Consider the following 3,770-nt stretch of genomic DNA (forward strand, 5'->3'; position numbering starts at 1 on the left):
TGGTAGACTTATCCACAGTTGCTGGTAACAAAATCAGCAATCCGCCCTGGGTCAAATTTCAATCGGCAGGGTGGGTCAATTTTCCATCAGCGCCAACATCACTGATCTCTTTTGTTGGCTTTTCGAGGGCCTTTTGCAGATCGCTACCGGTGCGCTCGATGCGATCGACACGCCTTTCAACCCCCAAACTTACTACGCAATGATTCCGCAAGAAGCCGCCTCCCTAATGGGCTACATCGGTGTGCCTCAAGCAATTTCAATCGTCGTTGCCGCTCTGGTGATCCGCTTCACCCTCCAGACCATCCCATTCGTTCGCTGGGGTTCCTAATGCAAAATCTCATCATTGGAAAATCAGGCTCCGGCAAGGGTTACGAGGTGTGTGCTTTTCACATCATGGCCGCGCTTTCGCAGGGCCGCAAAGTCATTACCAACATGCCTTTGAACCTCGAAAAATGGGCCTCTATCGACCCCACTTTCCCAGCCCTCATCGAGATGCGAAAACGCGCCATGCCGATTCGTGGGACGTGGGAACCGACCAGAGAGGAGGGCGCTTTTCATCTTTTTGAAAACCCCGCCGACATCATCTATCCCGATGTCATGGCACGCCCATTCGCCAACGTTTGGGACTACTACGACACATGGCGACATCCCCACACCAACACCGGCGCACTGTTCGTCATCGACGAAGCACAGAACGTAATTCCACGCGGCAAAACATCTGTTCAGGTCGAGGAGTGGAGCGCTCTACACCGCCACTTCGTCAATGACGTGCTTTTCATTACCCAGAGTTACGGCAAACTCTCGCAGGCGATCCGCGACAACGTTCAAATGGTCTATCGCCTCACCAAAAAGACCGCATGGGGCCAGCCTGACCGCTACATCCGCAAGGTGCAGGACGGCATACGAGGCGAGGTTATGAACGTCAGCGAGCGCGTTTATAACCCTTCATACTTCGGTCTCTGGATCAGCCAAACCCAAGGCGGCAGCGGCGAGGAATATGGCGCCAATGACGTTAAATCCCTCTATAGCCACTGGTCATTCAAAGGCGCTGCTATCTGCGGCGCTCTGTTCGCGTGCCTCGTTGGCTACAACCTCATGCGCGACACCAAGCAGGCACCGCCGCCCAAGGTTCAGCCTGTCGCCGTTCAGCAATCAACCGACCAGCCAGCACAGCCCCAAGCTGAACCAGCGCCCGCCATTGAAGCCAAGCCCCGGGGCCCCGAAGAAAAACTCCACCCGTACCAGGGCAACACGCTGCACCTCGCAGCCATGGCACGCGGTAAACGTTTCCGTGATGGCGTCGAACAGGACTACCTAAACGGCTTTATCACCATTGCCCAGAATGGCCAGCCCGTTAGCCGTGTCAGCTTCGACGATCTCCGCGAGGCCGGTTATCAGATTGAGGCTCAATCAAACCGAATTTTGAGCGTCACCTATAAGGGCTACGACCTTGGTTTCGTCGTTGACGATCTGCCTCAGACTGGTTTGCGTGGCAAGGTCGCAACCGCCGGACTCGCTCCCTAACTCGTCACCAGCTCCCGCTGGTGGCAAACTGGGCAGAAAGCGGGAGGGCTCCCGCTTGCGGGAGGGACCCGCTTTTCTGAATAGGAGGCCTAACCAGTGGGCATGCAAGACCGAGATTGGTATCGCGAGGAACGCCGCCAAGCGCGACAAGCCGCACGCGAAGCAGCAGAGCAAAAGCCTCTGCATTATTCATCAAGCCCCCAGAAAGGCCCGCCAAGCGTTTTTAGCGTCAAGTCGATGCTGATCATCAGCTTGGCCGTTATCGCTGTTCTTGCATGGCAAGGCTTCGCATAATGTATATTATGTTAAATAGAATATCAGGTTAGCGAAGCAAACCGCAGGATTTGTGACTCCTGACATTAAAAGAGACAAAACCTGATGAAAAAAGATACTGCAAAATCAATGATGTGAAAGTCATCCCCTCCTGGGGGCCTTTAACTGCCCATCGATATACAGTCAAAAAAGTGGACTCCTGAAGCTTTTTTGACTGTTTAAAAAAAATAAAAACAAGACTAAAGATGCTCTGCTACGGTTACGGAACGAAGGTCAAATTTTCGCCACCGGGCGATGGAGTCTACGATGTCAGTATGCACCAGAGACCCGCATCCACTCTTTGCCGGTCCCGAGTCCATGGTTCTGGACCTTGAGCAGTATTATGCTCGCTACCCCTGTGTCGCGGCCTATCTCAAGAGTTTCTCGACTGAACATGACGTTGAGACGGATTTTAAATGGGGGCTGCGCTTCCTTGCGCGCCATAATCGTACCCTCGGAACATTCGGTAATTACCGTGCATTTGTGGAACGCTTGCTTCTTTGGAGCTGGTTTTTTGCCGAAAAATCGGCGTTGACGTTAAACCGGGATCAATTTGGACAGTTCATCTCTTTCTGCAAAAAGCCACCTTCGAATTGGGTTGGTGCTGCGCCTACTCCCCGATTCATTCAAGATGATGGGAATTGGACTTTCAACGTAGGCTGGCGACCTTTCGACATCCGAAGTCAACCAGAGGCTGACTCCTATAGACCGTTTACGGGTACCTTGCGACAGATACACAGCATCTGCAGCTCTTTTTACAATTTCCTCCATGCAGAAGATGCGGCAGCATTCAATCCTGTTGCGGCGTCTCGATCGCACAATGGAAATGCAGAAAGTGGGATTTATCCTGTTCGTAGTTTTCTTACTTCAGACCAGCTATGTCGTGTTTTACGGACTCTAGAGCGCCGCGCAGCAGGCAAGCCCACAGATGAGCGTGCTCTTTTTATAGTAGCGGCGACGGTTTTTATGTATCTGCGAGCTGCAGACCTCGCAAATTCAGGCGAATACTGTCCAAGTATGGATTGTTTCGTGCTTGAGGGAGGCAAATGGTGGCTGGTACTAGATGCCCCAGGCACGCTGCCGGAAAGGCTCGCAGTCAACCCAAAGTTCCTGCCCTATCTGAAACGCTACCGGAAAAGCCGAGGGCTATCGCCGTTACCTGAGAAAGATGAGGGAGTACCCATATTGGAGACTAACTACGGGCGTCCGGGGCTTTCTGTTCGTCAAATTCGAGATATCGTCCAAACAGCGCTCAGGCAAGTGCATGCGGATATTACTTCAGCAGGAGAAAGTAGTGAGCATTGGAATGTTTTACTTGGATCTAGTCTCAGGTTTTTGAGAGACAGTGGCGCGAGGAGTGGCGCTCAAACCCGCAAGCCCGCCGAACTACAGCAAGATCTACGTATTACGAGTATCGCTTACACCTACGGCAGGTATTACCGTGAATGAGATAATCGTCCTGAACTGCGGTCAAAGAGAAATGTAATATCCGATAATCACCAGACCCGGATATTACTCGGCGGCGGCGAAAACTGAGTGCAACACCTGACCTTTCCGGTACGGTGCTGTCCCTATGTCTTATTCCGAACTCAGCGTTGAAGAGCGCGCCACCATTCAAATCGGTCATGCCCAAGGTTTCAGCCTGCGCGGGATTGCCTGCTTGATCAACCGATCCCCTTCGACCATCAGCCGGGAGCTGCGCCGCAATCGAGATGCCTGTGGCGGCTACTCGGCCCGCGTGGCCCAGCAGCAGATGCAGGCCCGCCGTCAGGTGTGTCGACCGAAGCAAAAGCTGTTGCCGGGTAGCGAGCGCTTCGAATTGGTGGCGCATATGCTGCCCCCGGTGTCAGGCTAGTTGTCGCCTGAGCTGATTTATCAAAACGATAGATCGGGGGCGTCAAAGAGAGCTGTAATGTCGAGCTATTCACCTGAGC

General features: G+C 53.1%; 3 protein-coding genes and 1 pseudogene. All 4 read left to right on the forward strand.

Features of this window, described 5'->3' with window-relative positions; genetic code table 11:
- Window positions 1-70: 70 nt before the first annotated feature.
- Window positions 71-328 (forward strand): DUF2523 family protein, encoded by a 258-nt coding sequence (locus AUK77_RS18895; protein ID WP_296132844.1) that lies wholly within the window; start codon window positions 71-73, stop codon window positions 326-328.
- Entirely contained in the window at window positions 328-1,524 is a 1,197-nt protein-coding gene (locus AUK77_RS18900) for a zonular occludens toxin domain-containing protein (protein WP_296132846.1), read from the forward strand. The genes AUK77_RS18895 and AUK77_RS18900 overlap by 1 nt, the downstream gene beginning before the upstream one ends.
- Window positions 1,525-2,154: 630 nt before the next feature.
- Window positions 2,155-3,285: an integrase gene (locus tag AUK77_RS18905; RefSeq protein WP_256672071.1), complete on the forward strand. Its 1,131-nt coding sequence runs from the start codon at window positions 2,155-2,157 to the stop codon at window positions 3,283-3,285.
- A 124-nt stretch (window positions 3,286-3,409) separates the two neighbouring features.
- Window positions 3,410-3,673: pseudogene (locus AUK77_RS18910) on the forward strand (helix-turn-helix domain-containing protein); the annotation flags it as partial.
- Between the last annotated feature and the right edge of the window lie 97 nt (window positions 3,674-3,770).

It is taken from the genome of Pseudomonas sp. Ga0074129 (genome assembly GCA_001465025.1).
In the GTDB taxonomy this organism is placed as follows: Bacteria; Pseudomonadota; Gammaproteobacteria; order Pseudomonadales; family Pseudomonadaceae; genus Aquipseudomonas.